Origin of the sequence: Halomonas sp. NPDC076908, from assembly GCF_050269715.1 — a bacterium.
GTDB lineage: Bacteria > Pseudomonadota > Gammaproteobacteria > Pseudomonadales > Halomonadaceae > Vreelandella.
In genome coordinates this window covers 40,269-59,369 of record NZ_JBNNIW010000026.1, presented here as the reverse complement: position 1 = coordinate 59,369, position 19,101 = coordinate 40,269, and the positions used below count along the sequence as shown (strand labels likewise).

At 52.9% G+C, this 19,101-nt stretch carries 18 protein-coding genes and 1 other RNA gene; 12 read left to right on the top strand and 7 right to left on the bottom strand.

Annotation, left to right across the window (positions count from 1 at the left end; translation table 11 throughout):
• The coding region (locus ACQKE4_RS14770; RefSeq protein WP_427389118.1) for a putative bifunctional diguanylate cyclase/phosphodiesterase at nucleotides 1-1,499 on the top strand (1,499 nt) is incomplete at its 5' end.
• 66 nt (nucleotides 1,500-1,565) lie between these two features.
• On the opposite strand, the gene nhaD is transcribed toward ACQKE4_RS14770, so the two are convergent.
• Nucleotides 1,566-3,044 (bottom strand): sodium:proton antiporter NhaD, encoded by a 1,479-nt coding sequence (gene nhaD / locus ACQKE4_RS14765; protein WP_427389117.1) that lies wholly within the window; start codon nucleotides 3,042-3,044, stop codon nucleotides 1,566-1,568.
• A gap of 357 nt (nucleotides 3,045-3,401) precedes the next feature.
• Here nhaD and ACQKE4_RS14760 point away from each other — a divergent pair, with 357 nt between their 5' ends.
• Together ACQKE4_RS14760 and ACQKE4_RS14755 are read left to right on the top strand one after the other, a co-directional pair.
• Nucleotides 3,402-4,379: a TAXI family TRAP transporter solute-binding subunit gene (locus ACQKE4_RS14760; protein ID WP_427389116.1), complete on the top strand. Its 978-nt coding sequence runs from the start codon at nucleotides 3,402-3,404 to the stop codon at nucleotides 4,377-4,379.
• Nucleotides 4,380-4,450: 71 nt separating this feature from the next.
• On the top strand, nucleotides 4,451-6,253 hold the full coding sequence (locus ACQKE4_RS14755) for a TRAP transporter permease (RefSeq protein WP_427389115.1): 1,803 nt from the start codon (nucleotides 4,451-4,453) through the stop codon (nucleotides 6,251-6,253).
• Here ACQKE4_RS14755 and ACQKE4_RS14750 read toward each other — a convergent pair.
• Both ACQKE4_RS14750 and ACQKE4_RS14745 read right to left on the bottom strand, forming a co-directional pair.
• Nucleotides 6,215-6,793: a hypothetical protein gene (locus ACQKE4_RS14750; protein ID WP_427389114.1), complete on the bottom strand. Its 579-nt coding sequence runs from the start codon at nucleotides 6,791-6,793 to the stop codon at nucleotides 6,215-6,217. The genes ACQKE4_RS14755 and ACQKE4_RS14750 overlap by 39 nt on opposite strands.
• Before the next feature lie 127 nt (nucleotides 6,794-6,920).
• A complete protein-coding gene (locus ACQKE4_RS14745; protein ID WP_427389113.1) occupies nucleotides 6,921-7,877 on the bottom strand; it encodes a calcium/sodium antiporter in 957 nt (318 codons plus the stop codon).
• Between the two features lie 353 nt (nucleotides 7,878-8,230).
• On the opposite strand from ACQKE4_RS14745, the gene ACQKE4_RS14740 reads away from it, so the two are divergent.
• A complete protein-coding gene (locus ACQKE4_RS14740) occupies nucleotides 8,231-8,437 on the top strand; it encodes a cold-shock protein (RefSeq protein ID WP_007111857.1) in 207 nt (68 codons plus the stop codon).
• A 451-nt stretch (nucleotides 8,438-8,888) separates the two neighbouring features.
• Here ACQKE4_RS14740 and ssrA read toward each other — a convergent pair.
• Nucleotides 8,889-9,268: a transfer-messenger RNA gene (ssrA, locus tag ACQKE4_RS14735) on the bottom strand.
• Between the two features lie 45 nt (nucleotides 9,269-9,313).
• On the bottom strand, nucleotides 9,314-9,805 hold the full coding sequence (smpB, locus tag ACQKE4_RS14730; protein WP_427389112.1) for an SsrA-binding protein SmpB: 492 nt from the start codon (nucleotides 9,803-9,805) through the stop codon (nucleotides 9,314-9,316).
• Between the two features lie 125 nt (nucleotides 9,806-9,930).
• On the opposite strand from smpB, the gene ACQKE4_RS14725 reads away from it, so the two are divergent.
• Together ACQKE4_RS14725 and ACQKE4_RS14720 are read left to right on the top strand one after the other, a co-directional pair.
• A complete protein-coding gene (locus ACQKE4_RS14725) occupies nucleotides 9,931-10,365 on the top strand; it encodes a type II toxin-antitoxin system RatA family toxin (RefSeq protein ID WP_427389111.1) in 435 nt (144 codons plus the stop codon).
• Nucleotides 10,346-10,672, top strand: coding sequence for an RnfH family protein (locus tag ACQKE4_RS14720; protein WP_427389110.1), 327 nt, complete (start codon nucleotides 10,346-10,348; stop codon nucleotides 10,670-10,672). Before ACQKE4_RS14725 ends, ACQKE4_RS14720 begins: the two co-directional genes overlap by 20 nt.
• Nucleotides 10,673-10,677: 5 nt before the next feature.
• Here the strand turns inward: ACQKE4_RS14720 and ACQKE4_RS14715 are convergent, their stop codons facing one another.
• A complete protein-coding gene (locus ACQKE4_RS14715; RefSeq protein ID WP_427389121.1) occupies nucleotides 10,678-11,133 on the bottom strand; it encodes an outer membrane protein assembly factor BamE in 456 nt (151 codons plus the stop codon).
• 72 nt (nucleotides 11,134-11,205) lie between these two features.
• Between ACQKE4_RS14715 and fur the strand changes: the two genes are divergently transcribed.
• On the top strand, nucleotides 11,206-11,658 hold the full coding sequence (fur, locus tag ACQKE4_RS14710; protein WP_096276274.1) for a ferric iron uptake transcriptional regulator: 453 nt from the start codon (nucleotides 11,206-11,208) through the stop codon (nucleotides 11,656-11,658).
• A 145-nt stretch (nucleotides 11,659-11,803) separates the two neighbouring features.
• Here the strand turns inward: fur and recN are convergent, their stop codons facing one another.
• A complete protein-coding gene (gene recN, locus ACQKE4_RS14705; RefSeq protein WP_427389109.1) occupies nucleotides 11,804-13,477 on the bottom strand; it encodes a DNA repair protein RecN in 1,674 nt (557 codons plus the stop codon).
• A 198-nt stretch (nucleotides 13,478-13,675) separates the two neighbouring features.
• Between recN and grpE the strand changes: the two genes are divergently transcribed.
• From grpE to ACQKE4_RS14680, 5 genes are all read left to right on the top strand, one after another.
• Nucleotides 13,676-14,317: a nucleotide exchange factor GrpE gene (grpE, locus tag ACQKE4_RS14700; RefSeq protein WP_427389108.1), complete on the top strand. Its 642-nt coding sequence runs from the start codon at nucleotides 13,676-13,678 to the stop codon at nucleotides 14,315-14,317.
• A 151-nt stretch (nucleotides 14,318-14,468) separates the two neighbouring features.
• Complete coding sequence (gene dnaK / locus ACQKE4_RS14695) at nucleotides 14,469-16,400, top strand: molecular chaperone DnaK (protein ID WP_427389107.1); 1,932 nt, start codon at nucleotides 14,469-14,471, stop codon at nucleotides 16,398-16,400.
• Between the two features lie 102 nt (nucleotides 16,401-16,502).
• A complete protein-coding gene (gene dnaJ, locus ACQKE4_RS14690) occupies nucleotides 16,503-17,645 on the top strand; it encodes a molecular chaperone DnaJ (RefSeq protein ID WP_427389106.1) in 1,143 nt (380 codons plus the stop codon).
• An 86-nt stretch (nucleotides 17,646-17,731) separates the two neighbouring features.
• Nucleotides 17,732-18,631, top strand: coding sequence for a DMT family transporter (locus ACQKE4_RS14685; protein ID WP_427389105.1), 900 nt, complete (start codon nucleotides 17,732-17,734; stop codon nucleotides 18,629-18,631).
• Between the two features lie 163 nt (nucleotides 18,632-18,794).
• Nucleotides 18,795-19,076, top strand: coding sequence for a DUF2218 domain-containing protein (locus ACQKE4_RS14680; protein ID WP_427389104.1), 282 nt, complete (start codon nucleotides 18,795-18,797; stop codon nucleotides 19,074-19,076).
• Nucleotides 19,077-19,101 lie beyond the last annotated feature (25 nt).

Below are 19,101 nucleotides of genomic sequence, written 5' to 3'. Positions count from 1 at the left end.
TTGTTGGTTTGGCGATTAACAACATGCCGACCCATGCAGGCCTTTTCAATCATATCATCCTGATTTTCTTATCTATTTCGTGGGGATCCGTCAGGGTTAGAACCTTTTTATCGATTAAAATGCCGCTGGTGATGTCGCCGGGCGCACAACCTTCCCTATGCGGTATTTCAACCGAGCTGACAGATTATCGCGAAATGCAGTCGCGCACCCACTATCTGGCTTTTTACGACTCATTGACGGGGCTACCCAACCGCAGACTGCTAATGGAGTCTTTAACCGCGGCTATCGAGCATGAAGAGTGGGCGGTATCTCATAGCGCAGTGCTGGTTATCGATTTAGATAACTTCCGCTTAGTGAATGATATCCAGGGCCATGAGTGTGGCGATCAGCTATTAATAAGTGTTGCTGAGCAGCTGCGCCAGCGGCTAGAGCCAGAAGCCACGCTGGCACGTTTTAGTAGCGATGAGTTTGTGGTGTTGGTGAATAACCTGGGCGAGCAGGAGACTGAGGCAGCGCTTAAGGCCGAGCGTATCGCGCGCCAGTTATTGGAAACAATTGCGCAATTAAGAAGCTGCTACACGCTTCCCATTAGCGCAAGTATCGGCATTTCACTGTTTTCCGGCTGTGATCACAGCATGGATAGCGTGCTACAGCAGGCCGACATGGCGTTGCAGCAGGCAAAGAGCGAGGGTGGTAATGCGCTGTGCTTTTTTAATACAGAGATGCAGACCAGCGTGTTGGAGCGGGCCAGTCTGGAAGCTGATTTGCACCAAGCCTTGGAGCGCAATGAGCTGGCACTGCACTATCAGGTACAGGTTGACCACCAAGGCGTCACTACTGGCGTGGAAGCGCTATTACGTTGGTATCACCCGCAGCGGGGCTGGGTATCGCCGGCAACGTTTATCCCTATTGCGGAAGAGAATGGACTGATTGTACCGGTCGGCTATTGGGTGCTGCGTTCAGCCTGTGAGCAGTTGGCGAAGTGGTCACATCAGGCGGCATATGCCTCTTTAACCATTTCGGTTAATGTAAGCTCAGTTCAGTTTCAGCAGCCGGAGTTTGTGCGCGACGTAGAAGGGCTTTTAGCCACCACGCAGGCGCCACCTGGTCGCTTAGTATTAGAAGTGACGGAAAGCCTGCTCATGCGTGAGCCAGTTCGGGTACGCAATACCATGTTGAAGCTGCGCGCCCAAGGGGTGCGCTTTGCGTTAGACGATTTCGGCACTGGCTATTCATCATTGAGTTATTTAAAACGCTTGCCATTAGATGAATTGAAAATTGATCAATCGTTTATTCACGAGCTGCTAACCGATAAAACGGATGCTGCCATTGTCGATACCACGATTCTGCTCGCGGTCAGTTTAGGCTTAACCGTTGTTGCAGAAGGGGTGGAGAGGAAAGAGCAGTTGGATTGGTTAAAAGGACACGGCTGTTACCGCTATCAAGGATATCTGTTTGGGCGCCCAACACCGATTGAGTACTTGTTCGAAACTTATTAGGTGGTTAATACCCCCCTTTCAGCACATAGCTGAAAGGGGGGTATCACTGCTTAGCGCGGGACTAACTTAACTAAAAGTGGCGAAGCTATCTGCATTGAGCCACATGTGAACCAGAATACTGGCGATATAACCGAGTAAAATGACCGGCGACCAGCGTAAGTGCCCCATGAATGTGTAAGCCCCCCGCGCTTGGCCCATAACCGCCACGCCAGCGGCCGAACCAATCGACAGCAAGCTACCGCCCACCCCTGCGGTTAAGGTAATCAGTAGCCATTGGCCGTGGGACATTTCCGGTTGCATGGTCAGCACGGCAAACATTACTGGGATGTTATCGATAACGGCAGAGACAACGCCGAGCGTAATGTTAGCTGCGGTCGGGTTCCAGCCGGTGTAGAGGGCTTCAGAAAGCAGGCCGAGATAGCCCATAAAACCAAGCCCCCCAACACACATCACCACGCCATAGAAAAACAGCAAGGTATCCCACTCTGCACGTGCCACGCGGTTGAATACATCAAAGGGCACGACACTGCCAAGCTGGGCCAGCTTACGGTCGTCGCCCCGGCGACTGTAGCGTTCACGCTTGCGCTCTAACGAACGCGGCAAGCTGCGGCGTAGGTAATAACCAAAGAACTGCAAATAGCCAAGGCCGGTCATCATGCCCAATACAGGCGGCAAATGGAGTACAACATGGCATAGGACGGCGGTGGTAATGGTTAGCAAAAACAGTGCAATAATGCGCCGGGCACCACGCTTGAGCCAAACATCTTCATAAACACTTTCGGGTTTTTCATCCTTGATAAACATGCTCATGATGACGGCGGGAATCAAGAAATTGACCAGAGCGGGCAGGAACAAGATGAAAAATTCCTGAAAAGCGACCATCCCCGCTTGCCATACCATAAGCGTTGTAATGTCACCGAAAGGACTAAATGCCCCGCCCGCGTTGGCGGCGACAACGATATTGATACACGCAAGATTGATGAACCGCTGGTCGCCTTCCGCGACTTTCGTTACCACCGCACACATCAGCAGGGCAGTGGTTAAGTTGTCAGCAATGGGCGAAAGCACAAAGGCCAAGCCACCGGTAAGCCAAAACAGCGTTTTGTAGTTGAATCCTTTGCGCAGCATCCAGGAGCGTAAAGCGTCAAATACCCGTCGCTCTTCCATGGCATTGATATAGGTCATCGCCACCAGCAGGAACAGCATCAGCTCGGTGAACTCCAAAAGCGTCATGCGGAAAGCATATTCTGATGCTTCCGACATGCCGTTTTGGACATACACCCAGCCGATGAGGCTCCAAATAATGCCCGCCGCGACTAATACCGGTTTGGACTTGCGCATATGGATCTTTTCTTCTGCCATGACTAATGCATACGCCAAGACGAAAATAGCCACAGCAAAAAAACCTATTGCAGAAGCAGTAAGGTCTATTTCCCCGGTTACGGCAAAGGCACTGGGACTTAGGCAAAGCAGTAAGGCTGCTAACAAAAAAAGCCAGCCGCGATGAAGCCGTGGCTGGCAGGAGGGCTGGCAAAACGTAGGCATGTGACGTTTTTCCCCATGGTGAAGTTGTCAGGTTTGGTGTAAAAGCGGCGCTAGTTTAGCAGCCTATATTGCGCCGCAATACGTTATAAAAACGAACGAAAGTAGTTCTTCTTAAGGAGATTGCGTCTTTTTTTAGTAAATTAATCTTTTAGGTAATAGTAACTTTTAAAACATTAATTTACTGCGATGCAAAAGCAATGAAGGATTGCTTTACGGACTACCGCCTCAGGCGCGAAAAGGGGTAGAGAGTGCCCGGCAAAGCGCTATCGTGCTATGTTTAGGCGCGCCTTGCTGCTGGCTTGGTAAGAAAAAACGAGGCCCATTAGATGGCCGCTGGATACGCTAAGGAATATAAAAATGCGCCATTCATTTCGCTCCCTGCGCCGCACGCTTGGCGTGTCGGCCGCTACGCTGGCCCTAACCAGTGCTGCTTTTTCTGTTCAGGCAGAAACCCGCGTGACCTATAAATCGGCTTCTGCCGGTACCGCTTATTACCAGATGGGCGTAGAGCTTTCAGAGGCTATTCGCCAAGGTACTGATGACGAAGTTATTCTTACCCTGGAAGAGAGCCAGGGGTCAGTACAAAACGTGATGGAAGTGATGGCACGCCAAGGCAACTATGTATTTACCACGCCGCCTGCGTTAGTCGAGCAGGCCATGGCGGGGGAAGGCGCTTTTGCTGAGCGGCAGAACCCACGTTTCCAAGAGATTCGCGGTCTGTTCCCGATACCCTCTATTACCATGCACTTCGTGCTGGCGGGCGATGAGGGCGTGACCGATATTTCTGCACTGGAAGGCAAGCACGTTTTGATTGGTCGCGGCACCTTTGGTGCCCGTGAAGCGGCGCGTTATCTAGAGCTATTTGGCTTGGAAGACCAAGTGAGAATTGCCGATGCGGCTATCGGCAGCGGCCCCGATGCGCTGAAAAATGGTCAAATCGATGCGTTTATAACGGCGAGTTCCTTCCCTACGCCAAATGTTATTGAGACAGCGGCTAGCATGCCCGTGACGCTGATCAGCTTGGCCGATGAACAGATTGAGCAAACCGGGGCGCCCCGCCAAACGATCCCAGGTGGCACGTATCCAGGGGTTGATGAGGATGTTGAAACGACCTCGCTACCCGTGATTGCCTATACGACCACGCAAATGGATGAAGAGACCGCGTACACGCTTACCAAAACGTTTTGGGAACGCCGTGATGCGATGGCGGAAGAGACCGCATGGTGGAGCAGTATTACCCCTGCAATGCTTGAGAATATGACCGGCACGCTCCACCCTGGCGCGCTGCGTTACTATGAAGAAGCGGGCATTGAGGTGCCTGACACTCTGCGTTAACCCTTTTTCATTCATTGAACACCCTCGCGGCGCTAACACTGCGGGGGTGTTGTCATGAAAGGCCACTTGGCATGCGTGTGTTCTCTTCATCACCAACAGCGACAGCCCCAGCGGCAGATAGCTCGATAGCGCCCGGGTGGATAGCGCTAGGCGCGGTCAGCGTTGCGTTTCATCTGGGGCTGATTTTTTATGGTTTAACCCCCGCGTTGGTTAGCCGGCCGCTGCATATGGCGCTGCTGCTGCCATGGGTATTGATCTATATGGCTAATACCCCTGCACAGCGGATAAGCGGCTGGCTGCTAACGATACTCGGCTTTGCAGCGTGCGCTTATATCGCCTTCAACGAGCCAGCATTAGCCAACCAATACGGCTTTATCGATACCCATCTGCAGATGGCGATAGGGCTTTTTTTAATGGCGTTGGCACTTGAAGCCGCGCGCCGTGCCATTGGCTGGCCACTGCCACTGGTCGCCCTCTTGGCGCTAATGTATGGCGCCTTTGGGCAATATGTACCCGGTGCTTTTGGCCACCCAGGGTTACCGCTGCAAAGTATGGTGGGCACGCTTACGATTGCCGAAGGCGGGCTATGGGGCTCGTTAACCGGCGTGAGTGTTAGCGTCGTGGCGATTTTTGTGATTTTCGGCGCGGTGCTAAACGCTGGGGAAGCGGGCCAAGGCTTTATGAATTTAGCCAGCGCCGTGGCGGGGCGGCTCACGGGCGGGGCTGCTAAGGTATCGGTTATTTCTTCAGCGTTGATGGGGTCGATATCAGGCTCGGCGTCGGCCAATGTGGCTTCTACCGGTGCTATTACTATCCCTTCTATGGTGCGGCTGCGTTACCCGCGTTCGTTGGCGGGGGCTGTTGAAGCCGTCGCCTCGTCAGGTGGGCAAATTATGCCGCCGCTGATGGGCGCGGGCGCGTTTGTAATGGTGGAGCTCACAGGCACGCCTTATACGCAGATTATGGCCGCCGCGATGCTGCCAGCGGTGCTCTATTTTTTGACCGTGTGGGTAGGTATTAATGCCTATGCGACTCGGCATGACTTACAGCCAGTGGCGGAAAGTGAACGGCCGAGCCCAAAAGAAGTACTGATTACGTCGCTATTTTTCGCCGTGCCTTTTGTGCTGTTGCTGGAGCGCATCTTTAACGCCGGTTATACCCCTCAATATGCAGCCAGTATCGCGATTTTCGCAGGCGTAGCGCTGCTGTTTTTTGATGTCACGCTACGCTTTTCACTGCCTGGTTTTGCCAGCCGTTTAGCGGAAGCGGTGGTGACTGCGGGTCGCCAAATTGCGGTCATCGGTGCCATTATCCTGTGTGCCTCGCTAGTGGTGGGGGTGCTATCGCTGACGGGCCTGGGCGTAAAAATCACTTCCGGCATTCTGTCGCTCTCTAACGACATGCTATGGCCCGCGCTGCTGCTGACCGCATTAGCCTGTTTGATTTTAGGCATGGAAGTGCCCACCACGGCGGCCTATGTGATTTGCGTCTCTGTGGCTGGCCCTGCGCTAACTTCGCTTGGATTGGAGCCGTTACTGGCGCACTTATTTGTCTTCTGGTTCGCGCTGCTCTCGACCATCACGCCGCCAGTGTGTGGCGGTGTGTTTATCGCCGCAGGCATGGTGGGCGAGAACTGGCTGAAGGTAGCCTTTAAGGCAATGGCGTTGGGAATTGGCCTCTACATCATTCCGTTAGCCATGGTGGCCAACCCGGAAATGATACGGTTGGCCTTTAATCCCACGGGAGCGCTGCTGGATGCATTAAAAGTTGCGATCGGTTTAACGGCTATTTCTTATGGCGTCATCGCGCGAAAGGCGCTGTGGCACCGTATGGGATTAATAGTGGCGGGGATGGTTGTCATCTTCGTGATCTAGCCGCAGCGGCGAAGAGAGTGGTAGTGGGGTGGTGGCAAACATCACCCAAGTATCTAAAGCAGGCCCGAGTGATTGCACTAAACGCAGTTGCTCGGGTGACTGCGTCAGTACCTCTTCAGCGCAAATGCCTGCCTCAAATTGACCTGACAGTAATCCTTCAGCCACTGCGACGGTGGTGGGTGCCTCAATGATCTCGTCAAAACCGGTCAAATCAGTGTAATAGCGCGTAGCAGGTTGTAGCGCTATCTGTATGGGATGGGTAAGCGCACGCTGGGCGATCAGCGCGAGCGGTTTGCTACCCGCTATAAACGTATCCACAGGGTAAGCGCGATGCATAAAACGACCGACGCAATCGCTATGCGAAAAGTGAGCGGTGCACTGCAGCACATGACTCACCTGCCCATTGATGAGCGCTTGGAAAGCATCTTCGAACTGGGTAAATAGCGTAATACTGCCTTCGCCGGAGCAGCGCATGTTCAGATAGCGCTGGGCGATCAATTCATGGTTATTACCGCTAGGTCCTAACGTGGCAATCTGCATCGGTATCCTTAATGTTTGATTGACATTGGTATAGGTGGTGCCCAACGACTACTTAGCGTGGACAATGAAACGTTCTACAAGGCCGAGCTTGCAGGATGGAATCAGGTAATGATTGCCGCCTAGGGCGCTAAAAAACGGTGAAACTTAGCGCGATGTACGCCGCATAACCGGCCAGTAATGCGCCCCCTTCCCAGCGCGATAAACGCATGCCGGTATATAGGAACAGTACCAGTATGCTGGCCGCGCCCAGCATTACCCACTGATCGAATATAACCACCCGTTCGACAATGGGGAGGGGCTGCAAAGAAGCGGAAATACCTAAAATACCTAATAGGTTAAAGATATTGCTGCCGAGGATATTACCCACAGCGACATCGGCATGGCGACGCAAAGCTGCAATCACTGACACTGCCATCTCTGGCAATGACGTGCCTACTGCAACAATCGTCAAGCCAATGACTGCTTCAGAAATGCCCATTGCCTGCGCCAATCCAATAGCACCAAACAGGAGTAACTGTGACCCACCGATCAGCATGCCCAAACCAACGATTAGCGCTATGGCGATCATCCACCCTGTGGTGGGTAGCTTGGTCATTTCCTCCGCTTCCGATGCGTGCATGTCAGCAGCCGGGATGTGGTTTCGGCTTTCGCTGAGATACGCCCATACCAAGTAGCCAATCAAACCAGCGAGAAAGATCGCTGCATCTATTCGCCCTAATGAGCTGCTGAAGGAAAGAACAATGAAGAGGAGGCTGGCAAGCACAACGACCAGCCCGTCGCGGCGTAGGGCTAAGGGCTGTACCGCCATTGGGCAGATCACCGCACACAGGCCCAGAATAAGTAAGATATTACCGATGTTGCTCCCGACGATATTACCAACGGCAATATCAGGCTGCTGATTGATAGCCGCATCAATCGACACCACTAGTTCAGGTGCCGAAGTGCCGAACCCAACTACCACGAGACCTGTGAGTAGCGGCGAGACGCCAACCCTGCGTGCGCCTGCTACTGCGCCTCGAATAAGCGATTCTCCTCCCAGCGTTAACAGTACAATCCCGGCCAGTAAACTTAGTCCATATAGCATTTAAGAAGCCCCTTCCAGAGTATTAGCCCGAGCGTGGGATTCATCAGGCTAATCAAGCACGCAAGGCTGACGGATTATGAGTGCCTCGCTCAAGAGCAAGATTACTGCTAATTACTAAGTTTTACTGCTATTCTTAAGGGGAGAGCAATAAATTAAAAGCTGAAAGGCTTTGACCTGCAGCCGTGTATGTGGCAGGATGTGCGCAGTTAGTTAGTAAGTTAGCAAGCAAGCATGGTTTCAGAAACATTCGAATTCTTTCGGTAGTCTGTAATTGTATTCCTTGTTCTACTCACTATTTATCTGGGTAATACCAGGAATTTTACAATTCGCGATTAGCGAAAAGGATTTATATCATGGCAACTGGCACAGTTAAGTGGTTCAACGATTCTAAAGGTTTTGGCTTCATCGCACCGTCTGACGGCAGCGACGATGTTTTTGCTCATTTTTCTGAAATTCAGTCTGATGGCTTCAAAACTCTACCTGAAGGTGCTAACGTTTCTTTTGACGTTACCCAAGGTCAGAAAGGCCTTCAAGCTTCAAACATCAAGCTGCTTTCTTAATCCTAGCGATTATGTAAGCTCTCGAATCTTTTAGATTCGATGATCGGGCCCTGCTTCGGCGGGGCCCGATGCGTTTGTGCCTGCCAAAAAGAAACTCCTCCCCATTTAAGTGCTTTTTTGAAGAAATGACCGTGAACTAGTCCACATAGCCCAAGGCCCAAGCTGTTTACGAGCGTCTAACAAGGCGTGGTCGCGATGTCAGCGTTTGTTATTGTGTTGAGCTAGCAACCTTCCCTTCACTGCTGTAAAGCGCTTTGACTAGAAAACCTTTCTGCAAGTGCCCATGCAGATAAAGTGCCAGTGACCTGCCGATTAGTTGAGCGTCGGCCACGGATCTATAGGAGGGGATGTTGACTCAAATGTTGACATAGCTATGCCTAAACAAGACAAGCCTTTTCCAGCCCACAGACACAAAAAAAGCACCCGTAAGTGCTTGATTTGTATAGTAAGGTGGTGGAGGCGGCGGGAATTGAACCCGCGTCCGCCAGCACGCGCCTATTGGCTCTACATGCTTAGATTTCGTCATTTGATTTAACGCGACTGACTCCGACGATCAGGATTCAGCAACGCGAGCCTTCTAAAGTTTGACGGTTGGCGAGAAGACACCACCAACCGCGGTCCTATCAGCTTTAGCTCATATCCCCGCAGTGATGAATAGGCACATCACCTTGGGGCCAGACAAGAAGCTAACAGTGTTTAAGCTGCTAGCGCGCCTTGAGCGTAGTTTTCGTCATTTGCGACTATTTTTCGTGATGTGGGATTTACGAGATACATCACGCTCTCGGCATGCACCGCAAGGGTTGTCACCGGCGTCGAAACCATGTCGCCCCCTTATTACAAGTGACCATTCTAACGTGCTCACAGCTGATTGACCAGTTAAGCCTTGGTATGTTCCCGCATAATCCGTCCTTTTTGACGGTTCCAGTCGCGATCTTTTTCGGTCGCGCGTTTGTCATGCAACTGTTTACCCGTTACTAGTGCCAGCTCACACTTCACCTTGTTGCGCTTCCAATAAAGCTTGAGAGGCACACAGGTGTGGCCTTTGTCCTGAGTAACCGAAAAGATTTTGGCGATCTCTTTGCGATGTAGCAGTAACTTGCGAGTACGCGTTGGGTCGGCAATTTCATGGGTGCTCGCCGTATTAAGCGGCATGATGTGGCTACCCAACAGGAAGGCCTCGCCGTTGCGCACCAAAATATACGTGTCAGTGAGCTGAGCTTTGCCAGCGCGCAGGCTTTTAACTTCCCAGCCAGCCAGTACCAGTCCTGCCTCGAAGGTTTCGTCGATATGGTACTCAAAACGAGCCTTCTTATTCTGGGCAATAACACTGCTGCCGGGACCCTTACTGTTAGCTTTCTTAGTGGCCATGGAACCTCATATTTAATCTGTCAGTGGCATCCCCTTCGTTATTTGGGGAGGCGTGATACCATTTAGGGTATGAAAAATGTTTCCCATGATACGCTTTGGGCACTGTGAAGTCAGCGGAGAGGTCAATGCCAACGGTCAATCGTTCCGCCTTGGTGCGGCACACCCCCCAGAAAATGTTCGATTTGGTCAACGACTTCGAACGCTACCCGGAGTTCCTGCCAGGCTGTCGGCAGGCGCGTTTGGTCGAGCATGATAAGGTGCATTTAATCGGCGAAATGACCCTTGGGCGCGCCGGTATCGAACAAACGATCACCACCCGCAACGATCTCTTTGAGCCAGAGCGAATAGAGATGTCGTTGGTGAAAGGCCCTTTTAAGCGGCTGAAAGGGCGCTGGCTATTTACCCCAATGGGTGACGATGCTTGCAAAGTCAGCCTGGAAATGGAGTTTGAATTTGCCAATCGTTTACTGGGCATGGCATTCGGAAAGCTCTTTCAGCAAATTGCCGGGCAGCTAGTGGACGCCTTCACCAAGCGCGCTAATGAGCTCTACGGGCGCTGAAATGCTAACGGTAGAGGTTGCCTACGCATTGCCGCACAAACAGCGTCTGGTGGCGCTGAGCGTGCCTGAGGGAACTACTGCTCGCCAAGCCGTTGTATTGGCCGATTTGCCGGCACTGTTTCCTGAGCTACCCAGCGATGCTTTTTTACAAGCGCCATTGGGTATCTTCGGTAAAGCATTACGTACACCTGAAGCCGAGATACTTCGCGAAGGTGATCGCGTCGAAGTGTATCGGCCATTAGCGATCGACCCCAAGGCCGCTCGTCTTGAGCGCGCTAAGCGTCAAGCGAGCGACCAAGGGCGGTAGCCGATTTATTGAAAGATGGGCTGCACGCTCTCTGGTGGGCGTGTTTGTGTGCTCTCCTCGGGCAATGCATTCATTGGGTCAACCCCGTCCGTGGCGGGTCCCATGCTACTTTCCACATCTAGCGGAAGGTCTCTCGACAGGTCACCCTGCTGTTGAACGTTGGCTAAACGACCTTGAGGATCGAAGGTGAGCGTGACACGGCGCTGCTCCACGTCGCCATACGCTTTGTCCAACCGGAATACGTAATCCCATTGGCTGGCATCAAAGGGCGCTTCCAGCAGCGGTCTGCCCATAACATAAACCACTTGCTCTTGGGTCATGCCGGGCTGAAGCTGGCTCACCATCTCTTGAGTAACCAGGTTTCCTTGGGGTATGTCACGCTTATAAACGCCGACGTAGCTACAACCGCTAACAACGGTAAGGGCGACAGAGAGTGTGATGATTCGAGTCAATTTTTGCATTTGGGCCTGTTCTTCACTATCGTGGTTTCGGTTGATCATACCCGACCTAACCTGTTACTGCGAAGAGCGACCATGGCCGATCAGAACCATGAATTGCGCAAAGCTGGTCTGAAAGTGACCCTGCCGCGCGTCAAGATACTGCAGATTCTCGAAAATGTTTCGGGCCAACACCATCTTAGCGCTGAAGAAGTGTACAAAACACTGATTGATGCGGGCGAAGATGTTGGCTTGGCAACCGTGTACCGCGTATTGACTCAGTTTGAGTCGGCGGGCTTGGTTATTCGTCATAATTTTGACGGTGGCCATGCGGTATTTGAGATGACCCAAGAGGATCACCATGATCATATGGTGTGCCTTGAAAGCGGTGAGATCATAGAATTTGTTGATGAAATTATTGAACGTCGTCAGCAAGAGATCGCCGAAGAGCATGGCTACGAGCTGGTAGATCATGCCCTAGTGCTATACGTTCGCCCGCGTGGCTCAGACGTAACGCGCCAAGACAGCGGACCCACGAATAGAAAATAAAGCGTGGGTTGTGCCCCTAAATGCCCCTGACTTGTTCAAGTGATTCGCTATTAAACGAATTGGTTGAGCAAGCAGGGGCGTTTTATATGCGTCCTATCTGTGCGTAAGCGAAATCTGTACGTGAACGAAAGTGCCGCTAAGGGGCTCAGTGTGGTGGGCGCTGGCTAGCGTGCAGCATTTCACGGGCGTGTGCGAGGGTTTGGTCAGAGAGCGTGATACCACCAAGCATACGGGCCAGCTCACTGATACGGCCGCGCTCATCAAGCAGCGCCATTTGGGTAAGCGTTGTATCGCGTTTTGCCTGCTTCTCAATATGCAAGTGCTGGTGTGCTTGAGCCGCTACTTGGGGTAAGTGCGTAACAGTCATTACCTGACCGTTCTCGCCTAGCTTGCGTAACAACTGGCCAACGATTTCAGCGGTCGCACCGGAAATACCCACGTCCACTTCATCAAAGATCAAACTTGGGACGGTGGAGTGCGTTGCTGCCACCACCTGTATCGCCAAGCTGATGCGCGAAAGCTCACCGCCAGAGGCGATTTTGGCCAATGGTCGGGCGGGTTGGCCAGGATTGGCGCTAATCAAAAACTGCACGCGATCAAGCCCTTCTGGGCTGGGTGCATCTTTGCCAGTTACTTCCACTTCAAAACGCGCTTTGCCCATGGCCAAAAAGGCCAACTGTTGCTGTACCTCTTTGCCTAGGCGAACCGCTGCTTTCTGACGGCTGTCGCTGATTTTTTTAGCCTCCTGGCGGTAGCGTTCACGGTACTCAACCACCTGGGCGCTTAATGCTTCAAGATCACCGCCGCCTTCTTCCAGCTGGGCGACTTCCCGCTGTAAGTTGGCGTGTAACGCGCAGAGCTCTTCGGGGGCAATATGATGCTTACGCGCAATGCGGTGGACATCGGTCATTCGCTCTTCAACCCAAGCGAGCCGTTCAGGGTCTAATTCGGTTGTACTCGCCAAACGATTCAGCTCACTGGAGGCTTCTTCCACCTGTATCCGCGCATCGCTCAGCATCGCAAGAGTGTTTGCCAATGTGCCTTTGTCGCTACCCGGCAAAGCGCTTAGGTGAGCAAAGGCTTGGTTTAGTAAGGAGTGCGCGCCGCCTTCATCGCTAGCGCAGCAGTCAGCCGCAAACTGAGTTTCACGCAGCGTCTCTTCAGCATGGGCTAGAGTGTGTTGCTCTTCCTCAAGTGTGGCTAATTCACCCTCGGCTAACCCCAGTTGATCGAGTTCTTCAACCTGGTAACGCAATAATTGCCGCTTTGCTTCTACTTCGCTGCCTTCTTCGCTTAGTTTTTTAAGTTTGCGTCGAGCATTGCGCCACTCACGAAAGGTATCGGCTAACTGCGCGGTGGCACCGTTGAGATCCGCATAATCATCTAGCAGCGTCAGGTGCGTCTCTTCGCGCATTAGCGCGTGATGGGCATGCTGACCATGAATTTGAATGAGCTGCTCGCCCAGCGACTTTAAATCGGAAATAGTCACAGGATGACCGTTGATCCACGCTTTGGAGCGGCCACTCGCCGTTACCACCCGGCGCAGTAAGCACTCGTCAGTGGGTAGCTCTCGGGAGTGAAGCCATTCCACAGCGGCAGGCAGGTGCTGAATATCAAACCGTGCGGAGAGATTCGTACGCTCGCGGCCGTGGCGCACGCTGCCGGCATCGGCACGCTCGCCCAGGCATAGCCCAAGCGCCCCAAGTAGAATGGATTTTCCCGCGCCGGTTTCCCCGGTAATCGCGGTCATGCCGCCGGTGAGATCGAGCTCTAAGTGGTCGACAATGGCGAAATCTTGAATGGCAAGCTGAGTAAGCATAGCGCCTCCTGAGGCGGTTCAGCACAGAAGCTGGATACTTATCCAATAGTTGTTGATTTATACAGTAGTTAATAACTCACTTCAATGCACCTCTTGAGATGGAATTTATGGCCCCCATATAGCCAACATAGTTAGTTAAAACTTCATTTATTTGCGTCTGGCCTAGGGTGGCAGCGCGTTACTTTTTAGGAGCACGACATGGCAAAAGAGCCGCAAACACCGTTGGACGACGAGCTGGCCCGCCGTGAGCACGAGGCGGATGGTGCCGAGCAGGCCGCTGAGCAAGAGGCTGAAGCGCGCCTGATGGAAGGTGAGCTAGAGGGACTGATTAACGATGAAGAGCCCTTGGAAGGCAGCATTGATAATCCTGAAGCGGAAATGCTGGCTGCCCAGGTAAGTGAGTTAGAGCAAAGCCTGGCTGAGGCCAAAGACCAGACTTTGCGCGCCGCCGCCGAAGCACAAAACGTGCGCCGTCGCGCTGAGCAAGAAGCGGAAAAAGCCCGCAAGTTTGCCCTAGAGAAATTTGTTAAAGAGTTGTTGCCTGTGGTGGATAGCCTGGAGAAGGCGCTTGAAACCATGAAAGAAGGGGCCTCAGACATTCATCGCGAAGGCGTTTCCATGACCCTGAAGATGCAGCTTGATGTGCTCAACAAGTTTGGCGTTGAGAGCGTTGAGCCACACGGCGAGCCCTTCGATCCCCAGGTGCATGAAGCAATGGCCATGGTGCCCAACCCTGATCTTGATCCGAACACCGTGATGGACGTTATGCAGAAAGGCTATTTGCTCAATGGTCGTCTAGTGCGCCCGGCCATGGTGGTGGTGAGTCAGAAAGCCAATTAAATAAATGGCAACACAAGGTGTGAAAAAAAGCCTTGAAAAGCCAGCGGTGGCCCCCAAATAAAGGGCAACCCAGCGGGGAAACCCGCAGATAAGCTTTAAAAGCTAAATTTTCAGTTTTTTGTTTATAACTACCAAATTCGAGGTTATTGCTATGGGACGTATTATTGGTATCGACCTGGGCACCACTAACTCTTGTGTGGCCGTGCTCGATGGTGACAGCGCTAAGGTGATTGAAAACGCCGAAGGTGGCCGTACCACACCATCCATTATCGCTTATACCGATGATGGAGAAACGCTGGTAGGTCAAGCGGCTAAGCGCCAAGCGGTAACTAACCCAGAAAACACCCTGTACGCCATCAAGCGCCTGATTGGCCGTCGCTTTAAAGACGACGTCGTCCAAAAAGATATCAAAATGGTGCCGTACAAAATCACCGAAGCTGATAACGGTGATGCCTGGGTAGAGGTAAAAGGCAAGAAAATGGCTCCTCCGCAAGTAAGTGCGGAAGTGCTGAAGAAAATGAAGAAGACCGCTGAAGATTACCTTGGCGAGCCGGTGACCGAAGCGGTTATTACCGTGCCTGCTTACTTCAACGACAGCCAGCGTCAAGCCACTAAAGACGCAGGTCGCATTGCGGGTTTAGACGTTAAGCGCATCATCAATGAGCCAACCGCTGCCGCACTGGCCTACGGTATGGACAAATCGCGCGGCGACAAAACCATCGCCGTGTATGACCTGGGTGGCGGTACTTTCGATATTTCTATCATCGAAATTGCTGACGTTGACGGCGAAACTCAGTTTGAAGTGTTGGCCACCAACGGCGACACCTTCCTGGGCGGCGAAGATTTTGACCTAGCATTGATCAACTACCTGGTTGACCAGTTCAAGGCCGATAGCGGTATTAATCTTTCTGGCGACAACCTGGCCATGCAGCGCCTGAAAGAAGCCGCTGAAAAAGCCAAGATTGAGCTGTCTAGCGCTCAGCATACTGACGTGAACCTGCCTTACATCACGGCTGATAACACTGGCCCGAAACACCTTAACGTTAAGGTGACGCGCGCCAAGCTTGAGTCGCTGGTTGAAGATTTGGTTCAGCGTTCGCTTGAGCCTTGCAAAATGGCGCTGAAAGACGCTGGCCTGTCAGCATCGGAAATCGACGAAGTAATCTTGGTCGGTGGTCAGACACGTATGCCGATGGTGCAGAAGAAGGCGGCTGACTTCTTCGGTAAAGAAGCACGTAAAGACGTCAACCCTGACGAAGCGGTTGCCGTTGGTGCAGCGATTCAAGGTGGCGTACTGGGCGGTGACGTTAAAGACGTGCTGCTGCTCGACGTTACTCCGCTAACCCTGGGTATCGAAACCCTGGGTGGCGTGATGACGCCGCTGATCGATAAGAACACCACCATCCCGACCAAGAAGACACAAACCTTCTCAACCGCGGATGACAACCAAACGGCCGTGACCATTCACGTCGTTCAGGGTGAGCGTAAGCAAGTTGCGCAGAACAAATCGCTGGGTCGCTTTGATCTCGCCGACATTCCGCCTGCCCCACGCGGTGTGCCGCAGGTTGAAGTTGCCTTTGATCTGGATGCCAACGGTATCTTGAACGTATCGGCGAAAGACAAAGCCACTGGCAAAGAGCAGTCCATTATCATTAAAGCCTCTAGCGGCTTGTCGGACGAAGAGATTGATCAGATGGTTCGCGATGCAGAAGCGCACGCGGAAGAAGATAAAAAGTTTGAAACACTGGTACAGCTGCGTAACCAAGCCGATGGCATGATTCACGCCACGCGGAAAACACTGGAAGAAGCAGGCGACAAAGCGACGGAAGACGAGAAGCAAACGATTCAGACCGCAATCGCCGAGCTTGAAGAAGCGATTAAAGGTGACGATGCTGACAACATCCAGAAAAAACTGGATGCGTTGACCGAAGCCTCCGGCCAGCTAGCGCAGAAAATGTACGCCGAGCAGGCGGAAGCGGCTCAGCAAGAGGGTGGTGAGGGCGAAAGCACAGGCTCCAAGCCAGAAGATGACGTAGTTGACGCCGAGTACGAAGAAGTCAACGACGATCAGAAAAAGCAGTAATTAACCTCTTTCTGCCAAGGAAAGCGGTGACGCGGGAGCTAACTCCCGCGTTGCTGTTTCCGCGGCCAAGACGCACATAGCTAACCAGGAGGCGTAGGGCCTATGTCCAAACGCGATTATTACGAAGTCCTGGGTGTTGAAAAAGGGGCCGATCAGAAAGAGATCAAGAAGGCCTATCGCCGTTTGGCGCAAAAATTCCACCCTGACCGAAACCCGGACGATAACACTTCAGCGGAAAAATTCCGTGAGGTGTCTGAAGCCTATGAAGTGCTTAGCGACGGCGAAAAGCGCGCTGCCTATGACCAGTTTGGCCATGCAGGCGTTGACGGCCAAGGCGGTGGTTTTGGTGGCGGTGCGGGTGCCGGCGACTTTAGCGATATTTTCGGCGATGTGTTTGGCGATATTTTTGGTGGCGGTGGTGGCCGTCGTCGTGGCCCCAATGCCCCGGCACGTGGTTCCGACCTTCGCTACAACTTAGAGCTGGATCTGGAAAGTGCTGTTGCTGGCACCACGGTCGATATTCGCGTACCGCGTCATATTGAGTGTGACCGTTGCGATGGCGGCGGTGCTGAACCCGGTTCCAGTAAAGAGACCTGCCCTACCTGTCATGGTCATGGCCAAGTGCGCATGCAGCAGGGCTTCTTTGCCGTTCAGCAAACCTGCCCCACCTGTCATGGCTCTGGGCAGCACATTAAAGTGCCGTGCCATAAGTGTAATGGTGAAGGACGTGTACGTGAAACGCGCACGCTTTCCGTCAAGATTCCGCCCGGTGTGGATACCGGTGACCGCATTCGCTTAAATGGTGAAGGCGAAAGCGGCGTTAACGGTGGCCCGCCTGGTGATCTGTACGTGCAGGTCGCAATCAAGCCGCATCATATTTTCCAGCGTGATGGTAAACACCTACAGTGTGAAGTACCGATCAACTTCGTTGATGCAGCACTAGGTGGCGAGCTTGAAGTACCCACACTCGATGGTCGCGTGAAGCTGAAAATTCCGCCCGAAACCCAAACAGGCAAGCTGTTCCGCCTGCGTGGTAAAGGCGTGAAGCCCGTGCGTGGCGGTGTAGCAGGCGATCTTCTATGCAAGGTCGTGGTTGAAACACCGGTGAAGCTTAACGACGAGCAGCGCGATCTACTGCGCCAGCTACAAGAGAGCTTCGATGGCAGCAATAGCCACAGCCACTCGCCCAAGAAGACCGGCTTCTTCGACAGTGTGAAAAGCTTTTTTGAAGATATGAAGTCTTAGGTTCTAGAATGATCTGTAGTTAGCTGTTTTGTTCAAAAGCCCTCGGTTCGCCGGGGGTTTTTGCTATCTAAGGAATGCTAAGCGCAATGGAACACCTTGAAGATAGGCCCGCCATGGGCATTGGGTTGCGGGTGCTGTCAGGCCTGCTATTTACCGGCATGTTGGTGTGCATTAAAGCAGTCAGTGAAGAAGTGCCAGTGGGGCAATCGGTTTTTTATCGTTCGCTGTTTGCACTGCTGCCTATCGTTGTTTTTCTTGTGCTCCGGCGTGAGTTTCCTCAAGGGCTAGCGACGCGCCGCCCGTTGGGGCATGCGCTGCGATCTGGGCTGGGAGCGGCGGCGATGTTTGCCTCCTTTGCGGCGGTGGCACTGTTGCCGGTTGCTGAGGCGACCCTGCTCGCCCAGCTAACGCCGGTCTTTATGGCAGTGGGTGGCGTGCTGCTATTGGGGGAGCGCTTTTCGCTTTATCGCGCGGGCGGCATTGTGTTGGCGCTGGCTGGCGTTGCAGTGCTGATCTTACCTGGGCTTGGGGCCAGTTCAAGCAATGGGCAAATAACGGGTTACGCCCTGGGCGCACTGGGTGCGTTGTTAACTGCAGGGGCGCTGCTTACGGTCAGGCGTATTTCGCGAACCGAAACGGCGGCTTCAATCGCCTTCTACTTTATTGTGGTGGCAGCCCTGGCCGGGCTTGCTACGCTGCCGCTGGGCTGGGCGACGCTTAACCGGGTGGAGTTTGCGCTGTTGGTGCTATCAGGCCTGTTTGGCGGTGCTGCCCATATTGCGATGACATTAGCTCTACGCTACGCGGAAGCATCGCGACTGGCGCCTTTTGAATATATTGCCCTGGTATGGCCTGTGATGGCGGATTGGGTGCTGTTTGGCATACCGGTATCCAGCGGCTTTTTGCTAGCGTTACCGCTGATGTTAACCGGGGTAGCGCTCGCGGCGATGGAAGGGCGGCGGCTTAAATGGCTGCTTCGACGATAATTGTCGCCAGGTCTTTTGGTTAGGGAGGCGTAATGCTGAAAAGAAGATTTAAAACGGCATGAAAACACACCGTTCCAACGCGTTAGCATTCGTCGCTTGGCGTAGATAGCCACTCGCAGTACGCTACTGGATGACAAATCATTACCTCAATGGAGAATTCGCTATGCCGCTTTCCCGTGCTGAAATTGCTACCCCTTCCGGTGAGCGTTTAATCAATCGCTTATGCAAACACTGGGCGCATAAGCTGGAGGTAGAACAGACCGACCAGCAAGGCAAAATCACCTTTGCAACCGGTACCTGCATAATGCTCGCTGAGCCGGACAAATTGGTGGTCGCCATCGAAACGCTTGAAGAGGAGCATTTGGATGAGCTGGAAGGCGTGGTCGAGCGCCATCTTATACGCATGGCGGGAGGTGAAGAGCTGGCGATTGTGTGGGAGAACTAAGCTGAGTCTTCATGTCAGCAAGGAA